The following is a 23,362-nucleotide window of genomic DNA, read 5'->3' on the forward strand; positions in this document are numbered from 1 at the left end:
GAGCCGCCTAAAGCCAATCCCTTTTTATATTTTCCCGAAGATCCGCCAGAGCCGCATTCGACCTTTCGGAGAAGGCAGCGACCTCCGGATTGTCATCCGGCAGGAACTCCTCTGCCATTTCGGGCTGCAGTTGTTCAAACATTCCGGCGATCTCGCCGTCGTCATTTCGTGTCACGTAGGGCATTAGGCAGTCCTTTTGCATGGGAAGTAAAAACCGTCGGTCCAGACCCAAAGGTTGCCGGCGGCACCGGCGACCTGGCGAATCTGTTTGCTGGTGTTCGTCCACATTTCCTGAGAGCCAACGGCGAAGCCGCTCGCCACCTGAATAGTACCGACGTTGCCACCATCGGCGCCGATACCGGCCGCCAGAACGCCCTGCGAAGGGTCCGAAAGGAGGGCCGCGTTGGTTGTCGCCGACGAAGTGAATTCAAACCTCAGCTTGGCCTTAACCCTGACCCCGTTTGGCACCGTCAGCGCCAACAGCGTCGAAGTGGTAGACATCGCTACATTCACCGCATCCTTGACCGGTGACGTAAACGTGTATTCGCCGTCCGCCTCCATCGTGAACTCGCGAATGTTCGAGCTGCCGTCAGTCAGCGCAACGCCGATCGGCGCCAAAACGTCGTAGCCAGTCAGCAGCGATGTATTGACCCCACCGACCGTTGCCGACGTTGACAACACCACTTCGCCGGTTCCGTCAGACTGCTTGCGAAGCGCATAGACGAAGTAGGTGGAGTTGGCCGCCTTCGTGCCGGTATCGAGCCCGCCATTATTGCCAGCCACCCATGTGCCGTTGATGTTTTTGGTCAGCGTACCGGACGAGATCGCGACCTTGCTGAGTGCCTTGACCTTGAAGGCCGCGATATCCAGATGTGTCTGGGGATTTGATCCGTTCGGCAGGATAATGCCGCCCTCGACGAAGTCGGGGCCAAGCAACGGCGCCAGCCAGGTGCTGAGAGCGGTTAGCGTGAGGCTCTTTGTGTCGCCTGCGACACTGTCCCAAATCCCCAACTTGTCGGCGCCCGTCGGCGATGTCTTCGCCGTCGCAGCGTTGATGGCGGTGCCGAGGCCACTGAAGGTGACGGCGTTCGTCGCAGTGTCTAGCACCATCAGCAGGATGTCGTCGGCTCCATCGTAAAGATAGAGCTTAAGTTGGCCGGCCGTGGCCGTCGATATCCAGATAGTGCCAGCTACAGCATAGGATGGCCGGGAAGCGCCAGAATGAGCGCTCACCGCCGCCTTGAAGTTATCGTCGATCCGCGACGCCATCGCAGCTGGCGTCGCCGGTCCTGTTGTCGGAACACTAAAGATTGTTGCTTGCGTCATTGTTTTCCTTTTGAAAGGGGTTAGGCGGCGCGCTTCAGAGCGCGGCGCTGGGAGCGATTGAGTGGTGAGAGGAAAGGGTCGATAGGTTGTCCGACTACGTCCTGCCGCCACGTGTGGATCCGCTCTACGCGGGCGCCGGCTGCGTCGAGGGTGGTCATATCGATGAAGCCGCCGACCCAGTGATGCGGCTTCGCGCCGGCGACTCCCTGGAGCATTGTCGGAACCGATGCTGTCTCACGCATCCAAGAGAGAACGGAGACGCCGAGCTCCTTGATGAAGGACGCCTGATCTTCTCCGAACCGCGGGCGCCGATACGCGGCCAGCTTCATTACGTCAAAGGACGGTCCGCGCAGTGTGGTCGTGCCAAGTACCTGGACCTCAAACGGAACCGTGTCGGGGCGATCGGGCTCGGGGCCGGTCTGGAAACCCAGATGCAGAATGCCGCGCGTCTCGCTCCATAGTGCCATTGCCGCAACCACGTCGTTGCCGGCGATGCGTGGCACGTCTGCGTAGCTGTCACGCAGGCCAGACAAAAAGACAGGCAGGAGGAGATCGATGAAATCGTCGACGCCGAGCTTATCTGCCTGCCGCGTGAGGAAGGTCCGGATTTTTTCGCCGAGCGCGGCGTCGCCCTGGGTGGTGACGGCGAATGGCGCGGTCTGCGCGACTGACACCTTGCGCTCTAACGAACGAACTATGCCGTCACTGGTGGTGTAGCCGGCGCCGTCGGTGAACATAACAGACGCATCGCCAGCCTGGATGGCAAAATATGCACTCATCGGTAAAGGTCTCCGAGATTGAGGTTTAGGCTGTGCTCGGCGCCGCAGATCGGGCGCTGAATGGAATCGGCGAAAGCCCTGCCGATATCGCCACCGTTATTTAGAAGGGCGTCTTTGAAATCGCCGGCGAATGACTTCAGATCACCGCGCAGGTCTTCCGTTTGGAGTGACTGCCTGATCTGGTCAGCTTCTTGGCTGTTCAAATCTTCCGGCCGGCCGTACTGCCGGAGTATGGTGGTGATCTGCTGGTCTTCCTTCGAAAGTGAATTGAAGCGGGCCTCGTTGATGAGGTCCTGCTGCAGCTTTGTCTTAGAAAGGACGTCAGCGTATTTCTCGTAGAGCGCGACCTTCTGCTCGATGGCGGCCTTTTGCTCGGCATTAAGCGACCGGCCCTTGTCTTCAGCTTGCTGAAGCAAGTCGAGTCGGAAGCGTGCGGTATCGGCCGCCACACCATACTTACCCTGCAGGTCGATTTCCTGGAGCATCTGGCCGAGCCGGTCATCTGCAGCCTTCAAGAGATCACGGTAGGCGTTCGCTGCCTTGGTGGCCGCTGTCTCTGCGCTCTTCGCCGCCTTGTCGGCGCCGGGCAGGCCCTCGAGCTCGATCAACGGCCGGCTCTGGGGGGTGGGCCCGACGGTCGGCGTGAAAGTGCCGGTCTGATGGGTCTTGCCGTTCTCATCGCGAAATGTCGAGCCGGCGGTGATGTCCTGAACGCTCGTGGCGCCGGCCAGCGCCTTTATCCACTCCTCGCGCGCCTCTTTCGATGCGGCAATCGACTTCTGGATCGATTGCGTGATCTGGTCGAATGCGTCGCGAAAGCCCAAAACCGACTTAACGCCGTATTGATCGACGGCAGTCGCCAGCATCTGCTGAGCCGCATTGATGTCGCCGATGGAGGCGGTGCCGTTGTCCAGCCGCTCCTTCAGATCGCTGAAGGCCTTGCCGAAATCCCGAACAAAAGCCGGATCAGCTTGAATACCCCGTAAGCCGCGCATGGCTTCGGTGAATTGTCTGTTGATGCCTTCAAGCTTCTCGCCGAGACCTTCCAGCGCCTTCGCGCCGAGAATGTCGCCGGCTTCGCGGCCGGTCGAGATCTGCTTTGCCCGGTCAAGCTGGTCGACGACCTTCTGCACCGATGGGAGCGCTTCGCCCCAGGCGGCCGCGGCGTCTCTGATGACTTCGTTCTGCTTTTCGATAAGCGGCGTGGTTTTCTTTGCGCCCTCTTCACCACTGGTGAAATATTGCACGAGCGCTGCACTGCCGGCGACAAGGCCGATGGTGACCAGCGAGATTGGCGAAAGAAGAGAGGCGAACGCCGCGCCAAGGCCGGCGATGGCCTGCTTGCCGTTGCCCATGGTTGCCAGGACAGATGACAGCTGCGTGCCCTGCTGGAGGGCGATCTGCAGGGGACTCATGCCCATTGCGGCTGTGACGCCGATATCCTGAAACTGCGCCGCGATATTGGCGGTCTGGAATCCGCCTCCGCGGTTGTCGTTGGCAGGAGAGGCAGCCAGGGCCGCATTGCGCGCCTTGATGGCAGTCACCTGCGACGCAAACGCTACTTTCTCGCGGTTCAGCGCCGATGTCATCTCGGCGGCCGAAATGGCGCCAATGGCATGCGCCTGTTTGATCTCCTTTAGGCCAGCCGCGTAGGATTGCTGGGCAGCAAAGAGAGGGTTGTACTTGGCGCGTAGGCGTTCGAGCTCCTTGCCCTGATCAGCAAGTGCGCCGGTCCATTCCTTCGAAGCCTTCGTGCCGATGCCAACTGTGGCCTCAATGCGCTTCTGTAGGGTCGAGGAAACAGAGTTGTCGATCGACTTGCCGACGGCCGTGAATTGCTTCTGGACGCTACCGGCTAGCGTGCCAAGATCCTGCTCAATACGCTTGATGCTTCGACGAAGCGTGGCCTGATCAGTCGAGATGCTGATAATCAGATCATCGGTATTGTCAGCCATGGGCGCGCATCCGCTCGCCGCTTGCCGCGGCGTTCGTCTGGTTCATTTGAATTTTCCTGGATTGTGATCAGGCTATGCCGCCGGGTTATCGAGGTGGTGTCTGTCAGATTTTCTTGAGTTGTTGACGACACCAGAAAGTTGTTCTGGACGTCGCGCACGCAAATCACTTAACGTTGTGGCGGGTTGCTATCGTCGACTTTCCTTCATCGGCTCTCAGGCCGCACTCACACGGGTGACGATCCATAATTAGGTGGATTGCGAGTGGCAGGCTTAGTCCTGCTTTGGAACGAAAGGAGATGGAGGCATGTCTGACATGTTGAAATCAAAAGTCGTGAAGGTGAGAGCATACGTGAGGTTCCGGCTTGGTCGTCTAGAACACGTCTGCGCCCACTTCCGCTCCTGGCCTAGGCAGCTTTCATTTGACTTTTAACCCGGCGTCGTAACCCGGGCTGACGATAGCAACCCGCCCATTCGCTAACGCCGACGCTTGCCACGTGTCCCGCCAGGCTGCCCAAACTCAAGCAGTGCCCACGGTTCGCCCTGATCGGGATGGCGCGGAATTTCCATGAATGCATCGCCGAGACGGTGCCAAGCCGCCTCCGCGTCTTTGCGAGACGGTCGACCATAGGCATCAGTCTGTAGTCCAATCGGCGGCAATTCGTCGAAATAATCATGGCCGCCGGCGAACACAAAGAACCAGTTTTCGAGGCCTTCGGTCGAACGCCGCTTGCCGGCCCGTCTACGAACGGGCATCAGCGACGATTTCCATAGTCCGCCGTCCGGGCCATCCGTGGCGCCTCTGGGGCGTCTACACCGTCAAGGGCCAGTTCGCGGAGGCCTCGAAAGAATGCGGTCCTGGAGTCACGTTCAATGCTTACGCATGGATGAGCTTTCGGCGTGCCGTACCTGTCAACGACGGTGAGACCGTCCTTGACGAGGATTTCGCGCGCCTGTTCCGATCTATCCCAAGCCTCAGATGTCTTCACTAGCTGCCGAAAATGATGCGATTCTAGCTCGTATTCTGCAAGAATTCCCTTCACCCATTTACGTGTTTCAGGACGCAAATGGTCAGGAACGCGGTGTTTTGCGGCCATTTGGCCTCCTATTCAACATTTGGTGCAGGACGAAACTCACGAGTCAAACGGGGGCATGCGCAATGCGCATGAATGGCCCCCGCCGGTACCATGATGGCGAGGCCGGGAAGGATCGACTCACCCCTCCCGGGTCACACCGGAATGCCTCTAGCCTTCATTGCAGCTTCAGCCTTTGCCTTGACACGATGAGCCGCATCGTTGCTGCTGGCGACGCGGAAGCTGGCGCTGGTATCGCCGTAGGCGGGAAAGGCGGTGAGCGTCACCTCGATGAGGTCGACATCCTTGATGATGCGCAACGGCAGGCGGTTCTTGCCATCTTGCCACTCTTCTGCCCGAACCCGGAAGCCGAATGAGCATCCACGTACGTCGGTCCGGCGGACTGTGCCGATGGCTTCTTGCCCACTCGGAGTCGTAGGATCAGGATCAAGATCGAACCAGAGGCCTGTGGCGTCCTCTCTAAGACTTAGAGTGTTCGCAGTCGTGCGCCCGACTACCCGGCCGGGATCATGGTCGAGAATCATGACGATGTCGGGATTGTCGCGAAGGGTGCGAGCAAAGACTCCGGGCGCCAGCATCTCGCGGAACTCGCCGGCGATGACCGTCTCGCTGTTAAAGCGTGCCGCATAGCCAGAGATTCGCTCAGCCACTCAGCTTGGCCTCCGCCTTGGCAAGCTGCGCCTCGCGCTTGCCCAACGCCGACTTGGCCCGGAGCTCGCGCGCGATCTCGACTGGCTTGGCATCGCTATGGCGCGCCGACTTGCCGGGCAGTTTCACGCTGCGTCCTTGGCTGCTGCTCTTTTGGTTGGCTCGTTCAAACATAGCCGAGATCCTTTGCTTCTCTGGTCACGCGCTGCACATGACCGTCGTTTGCCTCGCCGAGAAAGCCCAGCGACATTGGGCCGAGCGAAGACCAGCGAATGTCCAGATCTTCGAACTGATAACGGAGTTCGTCGTAATCAGCGCGCGCCGCGGCAACACCCTGAAGGGCGTGAACGACAGCAGCAACACGGCGGCCGAATTCTTTGCGGCAGGCGTCCACGACCAATTTATTGGCCTGGATCCGCTGCTCTTCCAGCCTTTGGTTTATGACGGAGAGAGCTTTTTCGATGTCCACAGCTTCGGCCCGAAGTGTCTTCAACTTCTCGGCTAGACCGTGCTCGGTCTCCCCGCTGCTGCTGCTTTCGCCGAGAAGCTCAGCGACTTTTTGGGAATACTGCGGCGGCGGGCGTGTCGCGAGCTTTTCTTCGACGCTGCGTTGTGCACGAGTGTTGGAAGTTTGCTTGTCGAGCAGCAAGCTGCGGCGAGTATCGAGATCCTTAAAAACTGGATCCTTGTCGCTGAACGTCGGGACGCGAAATTTCTCTGCCTTCAATGGAAAACCTCCCGTAGGGCGTCCGCGAACGCGGCGCCGTTGATAGTGAGCGACTGTCGATGGCCGGCCGCTTGCCAGTGGCCCGGCACTGCGCCGACGGCCTGGAGGCGGTAAATTGAACCATCTTCGAAATGGACGGCCAACTCAGGCCACGTAGAAACGAATTCCAGCTTCATCCGGCGGATGCCGGCATCGCCTTCGGCCGCGAGCGCCGCGATCGAATTCAGGTACTCGGCCGCTGTCACTTTGACCTCAGCCGGCGCCGTGGAAAGATCCGCACCGCCGGGCGTAAGCGCGCCGTATGTCGTCACCGACGTGGCTGCGCGATGCAGCGGTGCGTCGGCCGCATAGGCAACGACCAGGTCGACGACATTGGCAAGATCCAGTTGCGGCGCCGTGCGAGGCGCGCCGGTAGGGATGACTCCGACCTGTTGCAGGTGCTGCGCCATCGAGATGAGGCGCCCGCGGCGGAATCCGAGATGGCGTTCCAGTGCCGCAATAGCCGCGGCGAGAGTGGCGGTCTTTATCATGCCGCGATCCACTGAAACTTGTCGCCCGGTTCGCCATAGACATCGTAGTCGGCGCCACTGCGAACGAAGAAGCGTTTGCCGTTCGTCGCGTCCGGCGTCTTCCCAATCGACACCCAAGAATCGGCGGCCGCGTTGATGCGGAAGATCGGGTCGCCGGCTACATCGGATGATGCGGGCGCAACGTTGGTCGATGTCACGCCAGTCGCCGGCGCCTCGCTCCACGCGATTTTGCCGAGGAGAGCCTGAGAGGCCCATCGTTGGGACTGGGAACCGGCATAACCGCAAACGACATGAAGGCCTGTGAGAGCCATAGAATTTTCCTTATTTCGAGAATTGAGGGGTGCGCGGGCAAAAGAAAAGCCGACCCGAAGGCCGGCAGTTGATAGGCCAGGCGAGCAGCGGCCGAAGCCGCGCTCTAAAGCCCGATCGCCACCGAATCTGGTCGGCGGCAATTCCTCGGCGCCGGTTCATCCGCGGTCGCCAGAGAAAAGGTTGGTGAGCAACCGCGCGCGGCCGCCCACCTTCAGGGAGGTGACAGCTCCCTGAAATAGAAGGGGCGGCATCGCTGCCGCCATATCTCTCCCTTACCCGTTGGGATTTGGAAAAGGGGTACCCCTAAGCGGCCACGCGCCGGCGACCGCGCCAAAAGCGATCGACGATCTCGAAGCCATCGAAGATTCGGGCGCGGGCCTCGCCCTTCGCTCCCTTACTGCCGGCGCCAAGGCGTTTTCCGATAGTTTCAAGCGTCAGGCCATCGCAAACTGCCCACTCAAAGGCATCCAGGATCTTCGGCACATAAGCTAGCCTTGCACGCAAGATCGCCAGTTCTCGCCTGGCGTCGATAGCGGCAAGGATCGGCTCATCGCCGTTCCACTTCTTTGGTACCGGCACGGCATTCGGCTTGACAATGCCTGCCATGGTGATGCGTTTCGCCGGCGTATCGAGGTTGGCTTTCCGCCCACTTACGACTTTCACGCCCTTGCTCTTGCCGCTCTCGTCCTCGCGGTGGACTAGGAAAAGGTTCGTAGCCTCTCGGCCGATCAACTGCGTTGGCATCGCGGCGGCATCATGCAGCGCGCGATAGCGCTCGGCCAGCGCTAAGCATAGGTCATTGCGCTCGGTGCGCAGGAGCTTCGCCAACGGCCAGTCTTCATTGTCGTTGGCATGCTGGCCGCGGAAGTGGTGAGAAGAGTACCACGCCACACCAGCACGGATCCGATGTTCTTCAGATGGTCCATCATTCTGCTGTAGAACAGGCTCGCCTTGGCATCTGATGCGCGTTCGCACTGGCGCCCATTCGTCGGCGCTCTCGACAATAGGCAATAGGGTATCTCGCCGGTCAAAGACCGGGATTTCTTCAGTCATGCTGTCACCTTGACTTTGGGGCTTGTTCCGGCCGGTGCATCCGGCTCTTGCTTGCGTGTGGCCGTTGAGGGCCGATGAGTAAGGGTGTGATTGATTTACAAAATTGTCAACGGCAGGAGAGGGACTTGCGCTGCACGCGAGCAATCCCTAGCTAAAGACCAACGGCGAACGGCCGCGTGCTTGAGGGAGCCACCTGGGCCGTTTCTAACAGGAAATCTCTCAATAAAGTCTGGCGGGCGATACGCGGAAATCCAAGACTTCGCCCATTGAGAGAGGAGACGCGTATGAACGCATCTTTGCTTCTCGAAGCCAGTCAGTCGACGAAGTCCGTCCGGCTGAAGCTTGATCTCAAGATCAGCTTGGCTTCGGTCCTCGCCTTCATCGGACTGTAATGCGAAACCCTCCAGTCGAAAGATTGGAGGGTTTTTTGCTGCCGACTCGCGCGCGCTTGCGCGTACGCGAGGCAAATTCCTGTAATAGCGTTAGCGCTGAAGGGCGACACCGCTCCGGTGGCAGGGCGGGGTGGAGATCTGTGGCGCCCCCCTCAGCATTACAAGTTGCGCATGGTAATCGTCGGTTGAATTTTCAAGAGGTTGGACTGCATTTTTCCTGGGAAAAAGACCGCTTTTAACAGTTTTTTGGCGTTTTCGCGTTGACACTGTTAACTATTGGCGTATAAGCGGGGATAAGTGAAATTTTCCCGTTAAAAGTTTGGTAACCATCTTGCGCGAATCTTTGATTCGGGCAATAAAAAAGCACGTCGACGATATCGACGTGCTTTTGTGTGTTTGCCACGGTTGCCTAGCTTGCCGTGAAGCAGGCCGCGCGTCCGAAGCGGTAGTGTCAACAGCTCCGTTAGATAGCGCCCAAAGGCTGATTTGGCAAGGCTAGAGGGACTAACTAAAATGGGTCGCAAGACTTTTGACATCGGCCGGGATTCCAAGACCGGCTATTTTATTCCGGTGGAAGAGGCCGAGCGCCGTCCTAACACGACGACTGTGGAGCGCATCCCTAAGCCGGGCTTCGGTGATACGAAGAACGACAAGTAATGTCGGGCGGCGGGAGAAATCCCGCCGTTTTTTCTATCAAACGGAGATTTCTCAACATGGCAGATGTACTGGTGACCTGCATCAACAAGCGGGATCGCAATAGCACGCACGAAGGCATTACTCACCTCGGCAATCCCAATTCCGCCAACGGCGGCTGGAAATGGACTCGTGCACAAGTGATCGCCTCAATCGAAGCAAAAGACAACACCTTCTACACGATGGTAAACGGCAATCGTGGAGATATTGGCGTAGTGAATGGCCAGAACGGCAAATACGTCAGAACCTACGCTGACGGAAAGTGGAACGACAATCTGCTCGCATTGCCGGAATGCTCGTAAATTGAAAGGGCCGGCGCGAATGCCGGCCTTTCCATTATCATTGGCCGCCCGCGTGGCATAATCGGGCTGCGGCCCGCTGGTCAGCTCGGTGAATTAGGGCATCGGAGTAGAGATTGCAGGAACTAACAAACTCGCGCGCCTGGAGGCGCAAGGATGAGGCTCCAAACGACACAGTAATAGCGGACTGGCTCGCTGGAGACATAGGTGACGAACTCGCCGGTGTCGTCTTGCGGTTCGACATTGGAAGCGAAAATAGGCACGAGTATATCGGCGTCGATATCTCGCCGCTTGACTACGCTGCACTCATGACCGAAATGATCGACAATAATCGAAAAGCATTCCTCGATGCCGTCGGTAGGGTTCTTGTCTTGAGATCCATGCCGGTCGATCCAATCTAGGCGGCCTTGGCAGCACTCTTCCTGTAGATGACCGATCGCGCAACCGGAAAAATCGCGCCGTCATCGTCTTCTTCGATGACCACAAATTTCATGGCATCGTCATCGTCGAGCACGCCGATTACCTGCACCGGCGTACCGTCTTCGTCCTCGGCGTCAAAAGCGTCTATTCGCATCAGCCGCGGCCGGCCCTTGTGCTCGGCCAACGCGTCGGTGAAGGCGTCCTTCGTTGCGTTGTAGAGCTCGCCATAGTCCATCACGCGGCCTCCTTGAGTTCGAACGATGGCGCGGGTAAATATTCGATCTTACCCTTCGACCCTTGCGCGATGCGCACGGGATGATGGAGCTCGCAGCTTTCCTCCACGCTGCTGACGCCTAGAGCTTTGCAGAGGTCCGCGAATTCGGCTTGGCCCACTTGCTGCGTTTTCATATCTGGATGCTGCAGCACTATGACGTGCTCCCACGTTTTGGGATGGTCCCTCTCTGTGAAATAGAGAGTGAGGAATATCTTGCCGTCTGAGTTCTCTACGTCACTGTCCGTGATATCCACGGTGCGAGGGCCGTTGCTCCGCGTTTCAGCCGGCGAGGCTGTTGAATTGGCCTTGGCTTTGGTGATCGCGGCGCCTTTCGCATCGATGTGGACGATCGGCAGGTCTTCATCCCACCGCTCGCCGCCGAGCCAGTTGGCAGGTTCTGGAATCCACTTCATATAGATGCCATGATCCTTGTAATGTGCCGCCCATGCGCCGGCCGCCTCAATGATCGCCGGACGCAGTTCCGCATCGATCTTCTTCCAGGCGGCCTCCGCTTTCTTCTTGCCGTGCTTTCGAGGCCAACGCTTCCAGAAGTCGGCAAAGCCATCTCCCTCTACCGTCCCCGCCGCGGTGGCCTTCAGGCCGACCGCGAGCGGCGCCACCGGCGCGGTAGAGAACATATCTCCCACTACATGTACCCGGGTCCGTAGACCGGGTAATGTAAGTGGGTCTTCGTTCGGAGTTTTATGAACGCTATCGGCTGTAGCGTTCGGGTTTTGCCGAACGCTAGTGTTCGGGTTTTCCCGAACGCTAATTTCATCTTCCGTAGCGTTCGGGGAATTCTGAACGCTATCGAATTTTGACCAAACTGGGACATAGCGGCTGGCTCGGCGGCCGGCGCCTTTTTCCTGCGTCAGGTAACCCCACGAGACAAGATCCGTCAGCGCGCTATGGACGTCGCCCATGTAGAGGCCTTGGCCGAACGGGTCGCGCTCCTTGAGCTCGGCCAGAACGTGTCTAGAGCTGGCCAGGGCGTTGCCATACTTGGAATGAAACCAGTCGAGGATGAACCCATAGACGAGCGAATGCTTGCGCTTCACTCTTTTGTCAAAGGGCAGCAGTTGCATGAGCTTGAACTTGACCTCGAGGCTTTCTGGTTTTGGCGATTTATAGCTGGTCATGGCGCGCCGCCTCATAAGCCTCAAGGGCCAGAGCGGTAAGCTGCTCGGCCACTGGCTTAGAGAAGGTCGCGGTGCGCCGGTGCCCCGCCTGCGGCGCGTAGATCAGATGCCGGCCGTCCGGCTGCCGGACAAGCCGGAGGCCGTAAAGTCTGATGTCATCGTTGAGCTCGACGTCGACGAAGGCAATGCAGTCGCGTTCGCCAGTTTCGCCGGTAGGATGTGCATATAGGATTTTCATGAACTACTCCTTGTTACCGCGCACGACGGCGCGCCCGCCGGTCAACCGGCAGGGTGGTTTTGTGGTCATTGGGCAGGGACGTCACCTTACGGCAACGAGGACGCCGGATAAGCTTTTCAACAGCTTAGGACAGAATGCGGAATTGTTCGCGGGTCTCGTGCGCCATGGCGGCGTGGCAATACTGAATGACCGAGGACCAGGAGGAGAGCACCTGCTTGCTTCTGATCTCGCTTTTCAGGGTCCGGTGGGCCACGGTCGAGATCAGTTTCAGGTCGAGGGCGACATTCTCGCCGACGCCCTTGACCTCGGTCAGCAGCGCCGCCGGCGCGCCAAAAACGCCGGAAAGCGAGCCGAAGCGTTCGATCAGCGCCTTGGCGATCGGCTTGGTGTCGCGCCGCGGGATCAGGCGGAAAAGCAGGAGCTCGAGGATTTCATAATCGGCAAGCGCCGTGTCGCCCTGCTCGCGGAAGCGCTCACGCAGCCGCTCGCGATGACCGTGGTAATGTTCCGGTGCGGAGAGCGAGGCGGGCAGGGCGGTCCGGGCATTCGGCGCGGTCGGGTTTTGCGGCCGGTCGCCGAAGAATAAACGTTCGTCGGCAACAGGCTCTTCGTTTGCGAAAGGCAGCTCGTCGTCGGAAGATGTCGCTGCGGGCCCCTTCGCCATCGGCTCGTCACCTGGCAAGCGACGGCAGTCCGGGCCGGTCGAGCCCAGCAGGTGACAGCGTGAAGATTTCGCAGCCGTCGGCGGTGACGCCGACCGTATGTTCGTATTGCGCCGAAAGCGAGCGGTCGCGGGTCACCGCCGTCCAGCCGTCGGCCAGCACCTTCACATGCGGCCGGCCGAGATTGATCATCGGCTCGATGGTGAAGATCATGCCCTCGCGCAGCTCCGGCCCCTCGTTGGCGCGGCCATAATGCAGGATATTCGGCGAATCATGGAACAGCCGGCCGACGCCATGGCCGCAGAAATCGCGCACCACCGAACAGCGCTCGGCCTCCGCATAGGCCTGGATCGCTTCGCCGATCGCGCCGGTGCGGGCGCCGGGCCTGACCGCGGCAATGCCGCGCATCAGCGATTCATAGGTCACTTCGAGCAGTCGCTCGGCGGCCCGCTTGACCGTGCCGACGGGATACATCCGGCTGGAATCGCCATGCCAGCCGTCGAGCACGAAGGTGACGTCGATATTGACGATATCGCCTTCGCGCAGCGGCTTGTCGTTCGGGATGCCGTGGCAGACCACATGATTGATCGAGGTGCAGGTCGACTTGGTATAGCCGCGATAGTTCAGCGTCGCCGGGTAGGCGCCGTGATCCATGCCGAAATCGAAGACGAACCGGTCGATCTCGTCGGTCAGCAGGCCGGGCTTGACGATATCGGCCAGCGCATCGAGGCAGCGGGCGGTCAGCTGGCATGCCTTGCGCATGCCGTCGAATGCTTGCGTGTCGTAAAGCCGGATGGCGCCGGTGTTCTTCGGCGGCGCGGAAGAGGCTTCGATATAGTTCACCATTGCAGGGCCTTAGCGGAGAATATTAGCTTTGTTCATAATGCAGCTATGACGGGTTCGTCCATCGCGATCAACTGTCGGGGCGAGATTTCTGAAGGGATTTGGCCGCCTTCCGCAGCCATTGCCCGCCGAATTATTCGTGCCGAACGAAATATCCACAATCTTCCCAAAGGGATAGGATTGATTGGAGGAAACCTCCCCGCTACTCACCGATTGGTGACAGCGGGGAAGGGTCGGTCATGCTGAATGAAGCGGTAAATCTTGAGGGTTCGCCCGGCGCCGAGGCGGCATCAGAACGGCGGGTGCGCGATCGCGGCGCCACCGAGCGTGCCATCCTTGCCGCCGCCAAGGGCCTGCTGGCGGAAGAAGGCTTCCAGAATTTCGGCATCAATGCCGTCGCCCGCCGCGCCGGTTGCGACAAGCAGCTGATCTACCGCTATTATGGCGGCCTTGACGGTCTGGTCGAGGCGATCGGCGCCGATCTCGGCACATGGGTGAGGGATCGCATTCCGGAAGATGCCGGCGGCATGTTCCTGCTCACCTACGGCGATCTGATGGAGCGGCTGGCGCTGCTTCTGCTCGACGCCTTGAAAAATGATCCGCTGATGCGCCGCATCCTCGCCTGGGAGGTCTCGGAAAATACCGAGCAGGTGAGGCGGCTTTCCGAGGCTCGTTCGAAGGCTCTCGCCCTGTGGCTGGATCGCATGCGCGGTTCTCTGGCGCCGCCGAAGGGTGTGGACGCGACCGCCGTCAACGCCGTCGTCATCGCTGCAATCCAGCATCTCGTGCTTGCCGGGGCCGCCGGCGGCCAATGCGCCGGCCTGTCGCTCAAGACATCAAAGGACTGGGAGAAGGCGGCAACGGCACTGAAGCGTCTCGTGCGCGGCGTCTACGGCTGACATTCGCGTTATCCACAGGAGGCGGGTCGGCGTTAACCTTAACGAATGGTTTACGTTGCGTGGGGCGGGTTAAGCCGACACTGTGCCATCAGCAGAGATGGTACGAGTGAGAGTCCCGAGTTGACATCCATGGGAAGCAAGGTCGCCAAAGCCGCCTTTCTGGTGACGGCAATGATGTTCTTCGCAATCCTGGCGCTGGATATTGCAATTCCGACGCTGGTGCTTTGCACCATGGCATTGTCGACCTGGGTGGTCTCCCTCGATCTGCCCGTCGCGCGCAAGCATGGAGGAGAGGCCGCATGAAGTGGTTTCTGATCTTCTGGGCCGGCCCCATCGTCTTTCTGGGCGGATGGTACTGGCTCTCCTATTACGACATCAATTTCGGCTTCCTGATGCTGACACGACAGATTCATGACCTGACGTTCCAGATCTACGGCGAGGCGCTCGGCATGCCGCCGGAGGCTATCCCGCCGCTCGTTGCCCGGGCCATCGCCGTCGACAGTCTCATCGTCTTCGCCCTCCTTGGCTTCAGAAAGCGCAAATCGATCCTAGCCTGGTGGCAGACGCGTCAGGCGCTGAATTCCTCTCCATCAGATCTTGCCAGCAAGGAAAGCCTGTCGAGCGCGCCCTGAAGGATGAAGCTGGCCGCCGCCGAATCGATCCGTTCGGCGCGTTTGGCCCGCGAGACGTCCATTTCGAGCAGCGTCCGTTCGGCTGCGACGGTCGAAAGCCGCTCATCCCAATAGACGAAGGGCAGCGCCGTCTTCTGCTCCATGTTGCGCACGAAGGCGCGCGTCGCCTGCACGCGCGGGCCCGCCGATCCGTCCATGTTCATCGGCAGGCCGATCACGAAACCCGCGACCTTTTCCGTTGCCGCGAAATCCATGAGCGCCTGCGCATCGATGGTGAATTTGACACGGCGGATCACCGGCCGTGGCGTGGCGAACCGCCGTCCGAGATCGGACATCGAAAGCCCGATGGTCTTGGTGCCAAGGTCGAGGCCGGCAATGGCCTGCCCGGGGGCAAGAATCCCGGCCATATCCTCGATCGTCAGCACCGTCATTGCCGTTTCATCCCGTCAAAAGAAATTGAAGTCGCCGCCGCTTTCCTTCGCCGGCGCATGAGATATGTCCTTACCATCGAAATCAGATTTTGCATCACGTAAGGAGAGATTTTATGAAGATCACCTGGCTTGGCCATTCCGCCTTTCGCATCGAGACCGGAAAGGCGAAGATCCTGCTCGACCCGTTCCTCAATCATAACGCTTCCTTTGCCGGCCAGGACATCAAGGATGTTTCTTCAGGCATCACCCATATCCTGCTGACGCACGGCCATGGCGACCATGTCGGCGATACGGTCGCGCTGGCCAAGGAAACCGGCGCCGTCGTTCTCGCCAATGCCGATCTCGCCGCCTGGCTGGGTTCCAAGGGCGTCGACAGGATCGAAATGGGCAATACCGGCGGCACGATCACCTTCGGCGGCTTCTCGGCGACCTTCACCAATGCGCTGCATTCCTCCGCCCAGATCACTGAGGACGGTGTCTCGCATGCGCTTGGCAATGCCAACGGTCTGATGCTGCATTTCGACGACGAAGCCTCGATCTTCGCCATGGGCGACACCGACATCTTCTCCGACATGGGGCTGATCAACGAACTGCACCAGCCCGATATCGGCTTCGTGCCGATCGGCGACCGCTTCACCATGGGCGGCGCGGTGGCGGCGCTCGCCTGCCAGCGTTATTTCAGCTTCAAGACCGCCATCCCCTGCCACTTCGGCACCTTCCCGATCATCGATCAGACCGCCGATAAGTTCATTGACGGCATGGAGGGATCGAAGACGCAGGTGAAGGCGCTGAAGCCTGCCGAGAGCCTGTCGATCTGACGAAACCCCGTTGCACCGGGCGGACATGGCCTTTATAGCGGGTAGGAAAAATCCTATCCGGAGAATGCCATGTCCGTCGATCTTGCCACCGTGAAGCGCGTCGCCCACCTTGCCCGTATTGCCGTCTCCGAGGACGAGGCAAATCGCATGGTCGGCGAGCTGAACGGCATCTTGGGCTTCGTCGAGCAGCTCTCCGAAGTCAATGTCGACGGCGTCGAGGCGATGACGTCGGTCACCCCGATGGCGATGAAGAAGCGGACCGATGCGGTGACCGATGGCAGCAAGGCGGCCGATATCGTCGCCAACGCGCCGGTCACCGACCGCAATTTCTTCCTGGTGCCGAAAGTCGTCGAATAGGGCTCGAACGCCTCTTTCCGACCCTGTTGCCATTTTAAAGATCTGAAGCGAAAACACGATGAGCGAACTCACCAGCCTGACCATTGCCGAAGCCCGCCGGAAGCTGCGCGCCAAGGAAATCACCGCACTCGAACTGACCGACGCTTATATCTCGGCGATCGATGCGGCCAATGAACGGCTGAACGCCTATGTGAAGGTCACGCCGGATCTGGCCCGCGTCATGGCGAGGAAATCGGACGAGCGCATCGCCGCCGGCACGGCCGGCGAGCTGGAAGGCATTCCGCTCGGCATCAAGGATCTCTTCGCCACCGTCGGTGTCCACACCCAGGCCTGCAGCCATATCCTCGATGGCTTCGAGCCGCGGTATGAATCAACCGTCACGCAGAACCTTTGGGATGACGGCGCCGTCATGCTCGGCAAGCTGAACATGGACGAATTCGCCATGGGCTCGTCCAACGAGACCTCCTATTACGGCCCGGTGATCAATCCCTGGCGGGCTGAGGGCTCCAACCAGCAGCTCGTTCCGGGCGGCTCCTCCGGCGGCTCGGCCGCCGCCGTCGCCGCGCATCTTTGCGCCGGCGCCACCGCGACCGACACCGGCGGCTCGATCCGCCAGCCCGCCGCCTTCACCGGTACCGTCGGCATCAAGCCGACCTATGGCCGCTGCTCGCGCTGGGGTACCGTGGCTTTCGCCTCCTCGCTCGATCAGGCCGGTCCGATCGCCCGCGACGTGCGCGATGCCGCGATCCTTTTGAAGTCGATGGCAAGCGTCGACGCCAAGGACACGACCTCGGTCGATCTGCCGGTGCCGGATTACGAGGCCGTCCTCGGCCAGTCGTTGAAGGGCATGAAGATCGGCATCCCGAACGAATATCGCGTCGACGGCATGCCCGAGGAGATCGAGACCCTGTGGCGCCAGGGCATTGCCTGGCTGAAGGATGCCGGCGCCGAGATCGTCGATATTTCGCTGCCGCACACAAAATATGCGCTTCCGGCCTATTACATCGTCGCCCCCGCCGAGGCATCCTCGAACCTGGCGCGGTACGACGGCGTGCGCTACGGCCTGCGCGTCGATGGCAAGGATATCGTCGACATGTACGAGAAGACGCGCGCCGCTGGCTTCGGCCAGGAAGTCAAGCGCCGCATCATGATCGGCACCTATGTGCTGTCGGCCGGCTATTACGATGCCTATTACATCCGCGCCCAGAAGGTCCGCACGCTGATCAAGCGCGATTTCGAGCTCGCCTTCGACGCCGGTGTCGACGCCATCCTGACGCCGGCCACACCATCTTCAGCCTTCGGCGTCGCTGATGAGAACCTCGCCGCCGATCCGGTGAAAATGTATCTGAATGACATCTTCACGGTGACGGTCAACATGGCCGGCCTGCCGGGCATCGCCGTGCCGGCGGGTCTCGACCAGAAGGGCCTGCCGCTCGGTCTGCAACTGATCGGCAAGGCTTTCGACGAGGAAACCCTCTTCAAGACCGCTTACGTCATCGAGCAGGCCGCCGGCAAGTTTACGCCGGCCAAGTGGTGGTAACGGACCTTACGATCCGAAAGATCGCCGACGCCGACCATAAAATGGTCGGCGTTGTTGGTTTTGCTGCATGGGCCGCGGGCGAGGCGTTCGAGGATTGTTATCGCGATCCTCATGTGATCGCCAAGGTACAGCGAGAGTTCGCCGCCTTTCCACATGAGACGAAGGGCGAAATTTTCGTTGCCGAACTGGCGGGTGAGATCGTCGGCTGGGGTGCGCGGGAAGGCGAACGGAATTATGTCTCCGATCTCTGGGTGCATCCGCTTTATCAGGGCAGGGGTGTCGGCCGGGCACTGCTGTTGCATTTATGTGAGCTGATGGCGACCGAAGGGCTGGCGACGGTCCGGCTCGACACACATGCGAGGAATGAGCGGGCGATCCGTCTCTACGAACGCTGCGGCTTCAGCACTATCTGGCATGGTGTCGAATTTTCCAAGAGCATGGGCGTCCCGCTCGAAAAGGTGCATATGGAGAAGCCATTGGCTGATCGATAGCCAAACCAGAGATGAGGTCTTATGGCGAATAATGATCTTGTGCGACTGATCGAGGCACTCGATCGTCTTGCTGCCGGCGGCTTCGTCATGGGCGCGGATTGGCGGGCGGTTCACGATATCTGTCAGCGTCACGAAGGCGAACAGCCGTTCGACTGGGGCCATGCCCTCTGCCATCGCATCGAGGGCGACGACTGGAATGCCGATTACTGGTATCGCCGCGCCGGCAAGACGCGCGGCACCGGCTCGGTGGCCGACGAATGGTCGGCGATGCGAGCGGCATTGTCCCCGAAGGTTTGAGGCCGAGCCCTGACCGCGCCGGTTTGAGGCGCGATCAGATTGATGGCCCGATTATCTGTTGTCCAGCTGCGATCTGACCAACTTCAACCCTCTTTCGGTAATCCGGTAGGGCTGGCCGCCTGACGATTTGATCGCCTTCAATCGCTTCAGCCTGCGGAAGAGATCGAGGTCGACGCCGGGATAGAGCCAGCCGTCGCGGGTAAAGCAACTGACGTTCTCGATCTTCCTGTCGTCGTCGCGGATGATTTCGATGCGGCCGCCTTGGGCCATGAGATGCAGGATGCGCTGCTCCGTGCGGGAAATGTCCATGTTGAGATCCGGTATCGCGCCCGGCAGGGCGCACAAAAACGGTCTGACGCTCATTCGAACGTCAGGGCTTCGTTTTTTCGGGCCCATGCGCGCAAGAAAACTTGCGGGCAGGGCCTTTACCGGGTCTCAGACAGGTTCAACATAAACACCTCGATGGGGTTTGTATTGAGGTCGCAAAAGGCGGTCAAGAGCGCCCTGGTCGTTCAAAACCGGTCGAAAACTATGGTTTCCACCGGTCATCCCCTTGGGGGCACTGGTAAAATCCGCGACTCAATGGTCTAGTTGCGGGGGTAACGCGGGGGTGCCGTTGATCCACATTCGCAATGCCCGCGACGGGGAAGCGGAACTTTTGAGTGAGATCGGGCTGAGGGCCTGGCAAAAGGCGATGGCGTCGATCGGCGAATCGGACGCGATGATCGACGCAGCGCGCAGCGCCTTTCGCAACTTCGTGGAAAACGACTGGCTGACCATCACCGTCGTCGAACAGAACGGCCAGGTCGCCGGCTGGGCGGCGCGCGAGGGCCTGGATGAAACCATCTCGGATTTCTGGATCGACCCCGTTTTCACCCGCCAGGGGCTGGGTTCGGCGCTTCTCGAGCGCATCGAAACGGAGATCGCCGAACAGGGCTTCGACAAGGCGGCGATGCAGACCCATTCCGGCAACAGCGAGGCGATCGGCTTTTTCCGGAAACACGGCTACAGCATCCACTGGCTCTCGGTCGCCTATAATCCGAAGCTCGACCGCGACGTGCCTTCCGTCGGGCTGACGAAGCAGCTCGTCTCCGACGCCGGCGGATACGGACAGGAATTCTGAGGTTTAAGGGCCCCGCAGAAGGCGGATGAGTGCTTGCGGCGCGCATGTGCAAATGCCGCCGGGCGCCGTTCGCGAATCTATTCGGAGGTGACGCAGAAGTTGTTGCCTTCGGGGTCATTCAAGACCGTGTAGGCATCCGTCTCACGCACGAAAGTCGCGCCGAGGGATAAGAGCCGTTCCACTTCTCGTCTGCGATCCGAGGCTGCGATATCGAGGTGGACACGGTTGCGGGCGGGACGCTCTCCTTGGCGAAGGTGGAAACAGAGGCGTGTTCCGGGGCCGTCGACCATCACGGTCGGGTCCGTTTCAGGTGTCAGCCCCATCGCGGCAAGGCGAGCGAGCTCCGCACCGTCATAAGGCATCACTTGGTAGCCATCCAGCGCCGCCGCCCAGAAACGGGCAACACGCGAGGGGATGTCGCAGTCGATGACGATCTCCTTCAGCCTTCCCATGGCGCTTCTACGGCTTGCGGGATCGACGCTGGGAAACGCGCTCGACGATCGCGCCACCGATGGCCGGTAGCAGTGCGAAAAGCATGAGCTGCGCTGTTCCTTGCAGCGTCAACAAGGCGGAAATGATGAGCGCGACCAGCACCCCCGTGAGGGTTCCGACCAGATAGGGCAGATAATCCTTCAATCGAGCCTCCATATCGTGAGGGCCTCAAGTCCGAGCGGTACTTTTGGACAAACATAGAGAGGACTGCGGTATCGACAATCGGGGACGGTCGAAGCTCGTTTCGATCGCTTCGCATATGGGAGCATGCTGCGCTCCGGTGCAATGCCGCTTCTCGGCTTTAAGCGACCATCGGCAGCTGCTAACGCCGCGAAAGCCTTGCACCGGCAAGCCATTTCCTTTACCTCACCAGTGGAAAAGAACAGCCTGCAAAGAGTATCAGATGACCCTTGTCGACGTCCGCACGCCTGATCCGAAACGCTTCATCCCCGGCGCCACCGGCGACTGGGAAGTCATCGTCGGCATGGAGGTCCATGCCCAGGTGCTGTCGAATTCGAAGCTCTTCTCCGGCGCCTCGACGGAATTCGGCAAGCCGCAGAATTCGAACGTGTCGCTGGTCGATGCCGCCATGCCCGGCATGCTGCCCGTCATCAACGAAGAATGCGTGAAGCAGGCGGTGCGCACCGGTCTCGGCCTCAAGGCTCAGATCAACAAGCGCTCGCTCTTCGACCGCAAGAACTATTTCTACCCCGACCTGCCGCAGGGCTATCAGATCTCGCAGTTCAAGGATCCGATCGTCGGCGAGGGCAAGATCGTCATTTCGCTCGGACCGGACCGTCAGGGCCAGTTCGAGGATATCGAGATCGGCATCGAGCGCCTGCACCTGGAACAGGATGCCGGCAAGTCGATGCACGACCAGCATGCGACCATGTCCTATGTCGATCTGAACCGGTCGGGCGTGGCGCTGATGGAGATTGTTTCCAAGCCCGACATGCGTTCATCCGACGAAGCCAAGGCCTATATGACCAAGCTGCGTTCGATCGTGCGTTATCTCGGCACTTGCGACGGCAACATGGACGAGGGCTCGATGCGCGCCGACGTCAACGTCTCCGTCCGCCGCCCGGGCGAGGCTTTCGGCACCCGCTGCGAGATCAAGAACGTCAACTCCATCCGCTTCATCGGCCAGGCGATCGAATATGAAGCCCGCCGCCAGATCGGCATTCTCGAGGATGGCGGCGAGATCGAGCAGGAGACGCGCCTCTTCGATCCGAACAAGGGCGAGACGCGCTCCATGCGCTCCAAGGAGGATGCGCACGACTATCGTTACTTCCCCGATCCGGACCTGCTGCCGCTCGAATTCGACGATGCCTTCGTCACGGCGCTGGCAGCCGATCTGCCGGAACTGCCGGACGACAAGAAGGAGCGTTTCGTCCGCGAGCTCGGCCTGTCGGTCTATGACGCCTCCGTGCTCGTCTCCGAAAAGGCGATCGCCGATTATTTCGAGGCCGTGGCCGCCGGCCGCGACGGCAAGACGGCGGCAAACTGGGTGATCAACGACCTGCTCGGCGCGCTGAACCGCACCGGCAAGGACATTGAGCAGACGCCGGTCTCGCCGGCCCAGCTCGGCGCCATCATCGACCTTATCAAGGCTGGGACCATATCAGGCAAGATCGCCAAGGACCTCTTCGAGATCGTGCTGACCGAAGGCGGCGACCCCGCCGAAATCGTCGAAGCGCGCGGCATGAAGCAGGTGACCGATACCGGCGCGATCGAAAAGGCCGTCGACGAGATCATCGCTGCCAATCCCGATCAGGTGGAAAAGGTCAAGGCGAAGCCGACCATGGCCGCATGGTTTGTCGGCCAGGTGATGAAGGCGACCGGCGGCAAAGCCAATCCGCAGGCCGTCCAGGCGCTGGTCAAGGCAAAGCTCGGCATCGAGGAATAAGCGGTGTATTTCGTCCGCACCGCCGGCGAGGGCGACCTGGAGAAGGTCCGCGCTCTTCTGGTGGAGAGCTTTCACGCCACCTATGACGACCTGCATGGCAAGACCAAGGTCGACGAGCTGATCGCCCATCTCTTCACGCCGGCGGCGCTGAAGGCACGCCTGACGCGCAAAGATGCCGAGTTCCTCGTTGCCGACGACGGCCGCAAGATCGGCGGCGTGGGTTATGCGGCAATGTCCCAGGCGTTGACGAAAACGGTCATGGTGCACCTCCTCTATGTCAGCCCGGCGCTGCAGCGCCAGGGCATCGGCCGCGATATCTTCGCCGAGCTCGAAACCTGCTTTCCCGCTGCCGAAATCATGCGTCTCGAAGTCGAGCCCCAGAATGCGGCGGCGATCGCCTTCTACCGGGCGCACGGCTTCACCGAGGTTGGCCGCAATGAGTATAGCGGGCCCGGGCAATCCGGCATTCCGGCGCTGATTTTCGAAAAACCGCTCGAGGGGCACTGAGCCATGCAGGTCGGGGTGCCTGATATTCTCGTTCGTCGGGCGAGGAAGGACGATCTGCCGGCCCTCGTGGCAATCTTTGCCGCCGATGCGCTCGGCGGTCACGGCGATACGACGGATCCTGAGGCCTTTGCCGATTATGTCAGGGCTTTCACAGCCATCGAGGCCTCGCCCAACCAGACGCTTTACATTGCCGAGCGCGGCGGCGAGGTCGTCGGTACGTTCCAGACGATGCTGACGACGACGCTGACCGGCCGCGGCTCCTCGGCGATGATCATCGAGGCGGTGCAGACGCGCTCCGATATGCGTGGGCAGGGGATCGGCGCTCGGATGATCGAATTCGCCATCGCCGAGGCAAAAGGCCGCGGTGCGCGCCTTGTGCAATTGACCTCGAATGCGATACGCAAAGACGCCCATCGTTTCTATGAAAGGCTTGGCTTCAAACCTTCGCATCTGGGCTTCAAGATGGCCTTGAAATGACCCTTGGCTCT

The 23,362-nt window shown here is 60.2% G+C and carries 32 protein-coding genes and 1 pseudogene; 15 read left to right on the forward strand and 18 right to left on the reverse strand.

Annotated features, from left to right (window positions below; all coding sequences use genetic code 11):
* Nucleotides 1-183: 183 nt before the first annotated feature.
* The 9 genes from CO655_RS16365 to CO655_RS16415 all read right to left on the reverse strand — a co-directional run bounded on the left by CO655_RS16365 (nucleotide 184) and on the right by CO655_RS16415 (nucleotide 8,421).
* The gene (locus CO655_RS16365) at nucleotides 184-1,326 is read right to left on the reverse strand and encodes a hypothetical protein (protein WP_097665471.1); all 1,143 of its coding nucleotides are present in this window, start codon (nucleotides 1,324-1,326) and stop codon (nucleotides 184-186) included.
* 20 nt (nucleotides 1,327-1,346) lie between these two features.
* Nucleotides 1,347-2,105: a hypothetical protein gene (locus CO655_RS16370; RefSeq protein WP_097665472.1), complete on the reverse strand. Its 759-nt coding sequence runs from the start codon at nucleotides 2,103-2,105 to the stop codon at nucleotides 1,347-1,349.
* Nucleotides 2,102-4,060 carry a phage tail length tape measure family protein gene (locus CO655_RS16375; protein ID WP_097665473.1) on the reverse strand — a complete coding sequence of 653 codons (1,959 nt, stop codon included), beginning with the start codon at nucleotides 4,058-4,060 and terminating at the stop codon, nucleotides 2,102-2,104. The genes CO655_RS16370 and CO655_RS16375 overlap by 4 nt, the downstream gene beginning before the upstream one ends.
* Before the next feature lie 1,225 nt (nucleotides 4,061-5,285).
* The gene (locus CO655_RS16390) at nucleotides 5,286-5,801 is read right to left on the reverse strand and encodes an HK97 family phage prohead protease (protein ID WP_245423840.1); all 516 of its coding nucleotides are present in this window, start codon (nucleotides 5,799-5,801) and stop codon (nucleotides 5,286-5,288) included.
* Nucleotides 5,794-5,973: a hypothetical protein gene (locus CO655_RS16395; RefSeq protein WP_097665476.1), complete on the reverse strand. Its 180-nt coding sequence runs from the start codon at nucleotides 5,971-5,973 to the stop codon at nucleotides 5,794-5,796. Before CO655_RS16395 ends, CO655_RS16390 begins: the two co-directional genes overlap by 8 nt.
* Nucleotides 5,966-6,526: a hypothetical protein gene (locus tag CO655_RS16400; protein ID WP_097665477.1), complete on the reverse strand. Its 561-nt coding sequence runs from the start codon at nucleotides 6,524-6,526 to the stop codon at nucleotides 5,966-5,968. The genes CO655_RS16395 and CO655_RS16400 overlap by 8 nt, the downstream gene beginning before the upstream one ends.
* Complete coding sequence (locus CO655_RS16405; protein WP_141514330.1) at nucleotides 6,523-7,056, reverse strand: hypothetical protein; 534 nt, start codon at nucleotides 7,054-7,056, stop codon at nucleotides 6,523-6,525. Before CO655_RS16405 ends, CO655_RS16400 begins: the two co-directional genes overlap by 4 nt.
* Nucleotides 7,053-7,367: a hypothetical protein gene (locus CO655_RS16410; protein ID WP_097665479.1), complete on the reverse strand. Its 315-nt coding sequence runs from the start codon at nucleotides 7,365-7,367 to the stop codon at nucleotides 7,053-7,055. The genes CO655_RS16405 and CO655_RS16410 overlap by 4 nt, the downstream gene beginning before the upstream one ends.
* Nucleotides 7,368-7,671: 304 nt before the next feature.
* Nucleotides 7,672-8,421 carry a hypothetical protein gene (locus CO655_RS16415; protein WP_097665480.1) on the reverse strand — a complete coding sequence of 250 codons (750 nt, stop codon included), beginning with the start codon at nucleotides 8,419-8,421 and terminating at the stop codon, nucleotides 7,672-7,674.
* Nucleotides 8,422-9,326: 905 nt separating this feature from the next.
* On the opposite strand from CO655_RS16415, the gene CO655_RS33865 reads away from it, so the two are divergent.
* The 3 genes from CO655_RS33865 (at nucleotide 9,327) to CO655_RS16425 (ending at nucleotide 10,206) form a co-directional block, all read left to right on the forward strand.
* Nucleotides 9,327-9,470 carry a hypothetical protein gene (locus tag CO655_RS33865; protein WP_176539265.1) on the forward strand — a complete coding sequence of 48 codons (144 nt, stop codon included), beginning with the start codon at nucleotides 9,327-9,329 and terminating at the stop codon, nucleotides 9,468-9,470.
* Nucleotides 9,471-9,526: 56 nt separating this feature from the next.
* Complete coding sequence (locus tag CO655_RS16420; protein ID WP_097665481.1) at nucleotides 9,527-9,808, forward strand: DUF3892 domain-containing protein; 282 nt, start codon at nucleotides 9,527-9,529, stop codon at nucleotides 9,806-9,808.
* Between the two features lie 113 nt (nucleotides 9,809-9,921).
* The gene (locus CO655_RS16425) at nucleotides 9,922-10,206 is read left to right on the forward strand and encodes a hypothetical protein (RefSeq protein WP_097665482.1); all 285 of its coding nucleotides are present in this window, start codon (nucleotides 9,922-9,924) and stop codon (nucleotides 10,204-10,206) included.
* Here the strand turns inward: CO655_RS16425 and CO655_RS16430 are convergent.
* The 5 genes and pseudogenes from CO655_RS16430 to map all read right to left on the reverse strand — a co-directional run bounded on the left by CO655_RS16430 (nucleotide 10,203) and on the right by map (nucleotide 13,384).
* On the reverse strand, nucleotides 10,203-10,460 hold the full coding sequence (locus tag CO655_RS16430; RefSeq protein ID WP_097665483.1) for a hypothetical protein: 258 nt from the start codon (nucleotides 10,458-10,460) through the stop codon (nucleotides 10,203-10,205). The two genes, CO655_RS16425 and CO655_RS16430, sit on opposite strands and share 4 nt — an antisense overlap.
* Nucleotides 10,460-11,638 carry a hypothetical protein gene (locus tag CO655_RS16435; RefSeq protein WP_097665484.1) on the reverse strand — a complete coding sequence of 393 codons (1,179 nt, stop codon included), beginning with the start codon at nucleotides 11,636-11,638 and terminating at the stop codon, nucleotides 10,460-10,462. The genes CO655_RS16430 and CO655_RS16435 overlap by 1 nt, the downstream gene beginning before the upstream one ends.
* Nucleotides 11,625-11,876, reverse strand: coding sequence for a hypothetical protein (locus CO655_RS16440; RefSeq protein WP_097665485.1), 252 nt, complete (start codon nucleotides 11,874-11,876; stop codon nucleotides 11,625-11,627). The genes CO655_RS16435 and CO655_RS16440 overlap by 14 nt, the downstream gene beginning before the upstream one ends.
* A gap of 130 nt (nucleotides 11,877-12,006) precedes the next feature.
* Nucleotides 12,007-12,540, reverse strand: a pseudogene (locus CO655_RS16445) (UPF0758 domain-containing protein); the annotation flags it as partial.
* Nucleotides 12,541-12,547: 7 nt separating this feature from the next.
* Nucleotides 12,548-13,384 carry a type I methionyl aminopeptidase gene (gene map / locus CO655_RS16450; protein WP_097665486.1) on the reverse strand — a complete coding sequence of 279 codons (837 nt, stop codon included), beginning with the start codon at nucleotides 13,382-13,384 and terminating at the stop codon, nucleotides 12,548-12,550.
* 236 nt (nucleotides 13,385-13,620) lie between these two features.
* Here map and CO655_RS16455 point away from each other — a divergent pair, with 236 nt between their 5' ends.
* From CO655_RS16455 to CO655_RS16460, 3 genes are all read left to right on the forward strand, one after another.
* Entirely contained in the window at nucleotides 13,621-14,280 is a 660-nt protein-coding gene (locus CO655_RS16455; RefSeq protein ID WP_097665487.1) for a TetR/AcrR family transcriptional regulator, read from the forward strand.
* Nucleotides 14,281-14,409: 129 nt separating this feature from the next.
* Nucleotides 14,410-14,583, forward strand: a complete 174-nt coding sequence (locus CO655_RS33870; protein ID WP_176539266.1) for a hypothetical protein — start codon at nucleotides 14,410-14,412, stop codon at nucleotides 14,581-14,583.
* The gene (locus tag CO655_RS16460; RefSeq protein ID WP_097607060.1) at nucleotides 14,580-14,912 is read left to right on the forward strand and encodes a DUF6105 family protein; all 333 of its coding nucleotides are present in this window, start codon (nucleotides 14,580-14,582) and stop codon (nucleotides 14,910-14,912) included. Before CO655_RS33870 ends, CO655_RS16460 begins: the two co-directional genes overlap by 4 nt.
* Here CO655_RS16460 and ruvX read toward each other — a convergent pair.
* Nucleotides 14,849-15,343 carry a Holliday junction resolvase RuvX gene (gene ruvX / locus CO655_RS16465; protein ID WP_097665488.1) on the reverse strand — a complete coding sequence of 165 codons (495 nt, stop codon included), beginning with the start codon at nucleotides 15,341-15,343 and terminating at the stop codon, nucleotides 14,849-14,851. The genes CO655_RS16460 and ruvX overlap by 64 nt on opposite strands.
* 113 nt (nucleotides 15,344-15,456) lie before the next feature.
* Between ruvX and CO655_RS16470 the strand changes: the two genes are divergently transcribed.
* From CO655_RS16470 to CO655_RS16490, 5 genes are all read left to right on the forward strand, one after another.
* Nucleotides 15,457-16,161, forward strand: a complete 705-nt coding sequence (locus tag CO655_RS16470; protein WP_097665489.1) for a metal-dependent hydrolase — start codon at nucleotides 15,457-15,459, stop codon at nucleotides 16,159-16,161.
* 69 nt (nucleotides 16,162-16,230) lie between these two features.
* On the forward strand, nucleotides 16,231-16,518 hold the full coding sequence (gene gatC / locus CO655_RS16475) for an Asp-tRNA(Asn)/Glu-tRNA(Gln) amidotransferase subunit GatC (RefSeq protein ID WP_097665490.1): 288 nt from the start codon (nucleotides 16,231-16,233) through the stop codon (nucleotides 16,516-16,518).
* A 58-nt stretch (nucleotides 16,519-16,576) separates the two neighbouring features.
* Complete coding sequence (gene gatA / locus CO655_RS16480; protein ID WP_064683533.1) at nucleotides 16,577-18,058, forward strand: Asp-tRNA(Asn)/Glu-tRNA(Gln) amidotransferase subunit GatA; 1,482 nt, start codon at nucleotides 16,577-16,579, stop codon at nucleotides 18,056-18,058.
* On the forward strand, nucleotides 18,049-18,549 hold the full coding sequence (locus CO655_RS16485) for a GNAT family N-acetyltransferase (protein WP_097665491.1): 501 nt from the start codon (nucleotides 18,049-18,051) through the stop codon (nucleotides 18,547-18,549). The genes gatA and CO655_RS16485 overlap by 10 nt, the downstream gene beginning before the upstream one ends.
* Before the next feature lie 21 nt (nucleotides 18,550-18,570).
* Nucleotides 18,571-18,846 (forward strand): hypothetical protein, encoded by a 276-nt coding sequence (locus CO655_RS16490; protein WP_097665492.1) that lies wholly within the window; start codon nucleotides 18,571-18,573, stop codon nucleotides 18,844-18,846.
* A 51-nt stretch (nucleotides 18,847-18,897) separates the two neighbouring features.
* Here CO655_RS16490 and CO655_RS16495 read toward each other — a convergent pair whose 3' ends face one another.
* On the reverse strand, nucleotides 18,898-19,155 hold the full coding sequence (locus CO655_RS16495; protein ID WP_097579117.1) for a YjhX family toxin: 258 nt from the start codon (nucleotides 19,153-19,155) through the stop codon (nucleotides 18,898-18,900).
* Nucleotides 19,156-19,462: 307 nt separating this feature from the next.
* Here CO655_RS16495 and CO655_RS16500 point away from each other — a divergent pair, with 307 nt between their 5' ends.
* Entirely contained in the window at nucleotides 19,463-19,969 is a 507-nt protein-coding gene (locus tag CO655_RS16500; protein WP_097665493.1) for a GNAT family N-acetyltransferase, read from the forward strand.
* Between the two features lie 77 nt (nucleotides 19,970-20,046).
* Here the strand turns inward: CO655_RS16500 and CO655_RS16505 are convergent, their stop codons facing one another.
* Together CO655_RS16505 and CO655_RS33875 are read right to left on the reverse strand one after the other, a co-directional pair.
* Complete coding sequence (locus tag CO655_RS16505; RefSeq protein WP_097665494.1) at nucleotides 20,047-20,421, reverse strand: VOC family protein; 375 nt, start codon at nucleotides 20,419-20,421, stop codon at nucleotides 20,047-20,049.
* 7 nt (nucleotides 20,422-20,428) lie between these two features.
* Nucleotides 20,429-20,605, reverse strand: coding sequence for a hypothetical protein (locus CO655_RS33875; protein WP_176539267.1), 177 nt, complete (start codon nucleotides 20,603-20,605; stop codon nucleotides 20,429-20,431).
* 259 nt (nucleotides 20,606-20,864) lie between these two features.
* Here CO655_RS33875 and gatB point away from each other — a divergent pair, with 259 nt between their 5' ends.
* From gatB to CO655_RS16520, 3 genes are read left to right on the forward strand one after another with little or no spacing between them, the layout of a single operon-like run.
* Nucleotides 20,865-22,367: an Asp-tRNA(Asn)/Glu-tRNA(Gln) amidotransferase subunit GatB gene (gene gatB / locus CO655_RS16510; RefSeq protein ID WP_096770336.1), complete on the forward strand. Its 1,503-nt coding sequence runs from the start codon at nucleotides 20,865-20,867 to the stop codon at nucleotides 22,365-22,367.
* 3 nt (nucleotides 22,368-22,370) lie between these two features.
* Entirely contained in the window at nucleotides 22,371-22,874 is a 504-nt protein-coding gene (locus CO655_RS16515; protein ID WP_097665495.1) for a GNAT family N-acetyltransferase, read from the forward strand.
* Between the two features lie 3 nt (nucleotides 22,875-22,877).
* Nucleotides 22,878-23,351, forward strand: a complete 474-nt coding sequence (locus CO655_RS16520; protein WP_097665496.1) for a GNAT family N-acetyltransferase — start codon at nucleotides 22,878-22,880, stop codon at nucleotides 23,349-23,351.
* The last annotated feature ends 11 nt before the right edge of the window (nucleotides 23,352-23,362 follow it).

It is taken from the genome of Rhizobium sp. M1, from assembly GCF_002531805.1.
In the GTDB taxonomy this organism is placed as follows: domain Bacteria; phylum Pseudomonadota; class Alphaproteobacteria; order Rhizobiales; family Rhizobiaceae; genus Rhizobium; species Rhizobium etli_C.

Excerpts from the sequence above, each read along its gene's own strand:
- CO655_RS16365 (WP_097665471.1), bottom strand. The coding sequence starts at position 1,326 with ATGACGCAAGCAACAATCTTTAGTGTTCCGACAACAGGACCGGCGACG.
- CO655_RS16370 (WP_097665472.1), bottom strand. The coding sequence starts at position 2,105 with ATGAGTGCATATTTTGCCATCCAGGCTGGCGATGCGTCTGTTATGTTC.
- CO655_RS16375 (WP_097665473.1), bottom strand. The coding sequence starts at position 4,060 with ATGGCTGACAATACCGATGATCTGATTATCAGCATCTCGACTGATCAG.
- CO655_RS16395 (WP_097665476.1), bottom strand. The coding sequence starts at position 5,973 with ATGTTTGAACGAGCCAACCAAAAGAGCAGCAGCCAAGGACGCAGCGTG.
- CO655_RS16405 (WP_141514330.1), bottom strand. The coding sequence starts at position 7,056 with ATGATAAAGACCGCCACTCTCGCCGCGGCTATTGCGGCACTGGAACGC.
- CO655_RS16410 (WP_097665479.1), bottom strand. The coding sequence starts at position 7,367 with ATGGCTCTCACAGGCCTTCATGTCGTTTGCGGTTATGCCGGTTCCCAG.
- CO655_RS16415 (WP_097665480.1), bottom strand. The coding sequence starts at position 8,421 with ATGACTGAAGAAATCCCGGTCTTTGACCGGCGAGATACCCTATTGCCT.
- CO655_RS33865 (WP_176539265.1), top strand. The coding sequence starts at position 9,327 with ATGGGTCGCAAGACTTTTGACATCGGCCGGGATTCCAAGACCGGCTAT.
- CO655_RS16420 (WP_097665481.1), top strand. The coding sequence starts at position 9,527 with ATGGCAGATGTACTGGTGACCTGCATCAACAAGCGGGATCGCAATAGC.
- CO655_RS16430 (WP_097665483.1), bottom strand. The coding sequence starts at position 10,460 with ATGGACTATGGCGAGCTCTACAACGCAACGAAGGACGCCTTCACCGAC.
- CO655_RS16435 (WP_097665484.1), bottom strand. The coding sequence starts at position 11,638 with ATGACCAGCTATAAATCGCCAAAACCAGAAAGCCTCGAGGTCAAGTTC.
- CO655_RS16440 (WP_097665485.1), bottom strand. The coding sequence starts at position 11,876 with ATGAAAATCCTATATGCACATCCTACCGGCGAAACTGGCGAACGCGAC.
- map (WP_097665486.1), bottom strand. The coding sequence starts at position 13,384 with ATGGTGAACTATATCGAAGCCTCTTCCGCGCCGCCGAAGAACACCGGC.
- CO655_RS16455 (WP_097665487.1), top strand. The coding sequence starts at position 13,621 with ATGCTGAATGAAGCGGTAAATCTTGAGGGTTCGCCCGGCGCCGAGGCG.
- CO655_RS33870 (WP_176539266.1), top strand. The coding sequence starts at position 14,410 with ATGGGAAGCAAGGTCGCCAAAGCCGCCTTTCTGGTGACGGCAATGATG.
- CO655_RS16460 (WP_097607060.1), top strand. The coding sequence starts at position 14,580 with ATGAAGTGGTTTCTGATCTTCTGGGCCGGCCCCATCGTCTTTCTGGGC.
- ruvX (WP_097665488.1), bottom strand. The coding sequence starts at position 15,343 with ATGACGGTGCTGACGATCGAGGATATGGCCGGGATTCTTGCCCCCGGG.
- CO655_RS16470 (WP_097665489.1), top strand. The coding sequence starts at position 15,457 with ATGAAGATCACCTGGCTTGGCCATTCCGCCTTTCGCATCGAGACCGGA.
- gatC (WP_097665490.1), top strand. The coding sequence starts at position 16,231 with ATGTCCGTCGATCTTGCCACCGTGAAGCGCGTCGCCCACCTTGCCCGT.
- gatA (WP_064683533.1), top strand. The coding sequence starts at position 16,577 with ATGAGCGAACTCACCAGCCTGACCATTGCCGAAGCCCGCCGGAAGCTG.
- CO655_RS16490 (WP_097665492.1), top strand. The coding sequence starts at position 18,571 with ATGGCGAATAATGATCTTGTGCGACTGATCGAGGCACTCGATCGTCTT.
- CO655_RS16495 (WP_097579117.1), bottom strand. The coding sequence starts at position 19,155 with ATGGACATTTCCCGCACGGAGCAGCGCATCCTGCATCTCATGGCCCAA.
- CO655_RS16505 (WP_097665494.1), bottom strand. The coding sequence starts at position 20,421 with ATGGGAAGGCTGAAGGAGATCGTCATCGACTGCGACATCCCCTCGCGT.
- gatB (WP_096770336.1), top strand. The coding sequence starts at position 20,865 with ATGACCCTTGTCGACGTCCGCACGCCTGATCCGAAACGCTTCATCCCC.
- CO655_RS16520 (WP_097665496.1), top strand. The coding sequence starts at position 22,878 with ATGCAGGTCGGGGTGCCTGATATTCTCGTTCGTCGGGCGAGGAAGGAC.